This is a genomic window from Pseudomonas sp. 06C 126 (assembly GCF_001855215.1).
Taxonomy (GTDB): domain Bacteria; phylum Pseudomonadota; class Gammaproteobacteria; order Pseudomonadales; family Pseudomonadaceae; genus Aquipseudomonas; species Aquipseudomonas proteolytica.
On the sequence record NZ_MIFU01000025.1, the window covers coordinates 1 to 385 of the forward strand.

At 60.3% G+C, this 385-nt stretch carries 1 protein-coding gene; it reads left to right on the forward strand.

The genetic code is table 11. The annotated features are described in order from the left end of the window. On the forward strand, positions 1–385 hold a 385-nt coding region (locus tag BHC62_RS05355; RefSeq protein ID WP_143007489.1), incomplete at both ends, for a VCBS domain-containing protein.

The following is a 385-nucleotide window of genomic DNA, read 5'->3' on the forward strand; positions in this document are numbered from 1 at the left end:
CGCCAGCACCGGCGTGATCAGCTACAGCTACACCCTCAACGGCACTGACAGCCACCCAACCGGCGCAGGCACTAACAGCATCAGCGAGTCGTTCACGGTAACTGCCACCGACAGCAACAACAGCGGCGCTACGGGCACGTTGGACGTCAATGTGGTCGACGATGTGCCAAAAGCCTTCGACGACAACCCCGGCGGCGTCGCCTCTGAAAGCCAGCTCACCCTGACCGGCAGCGTGCTGGGTAACGATGTGCAAGGTGCTGATCGGGTCGCCACCGGCCCCGTCACACCAAATACGATTGTTGGTACCTACGGCACACTGCAATTGTTTGCCGATGGCAGCTATGTCTACACCCTGGACAAGACCGATCCGCAGTTCATGGCTCTG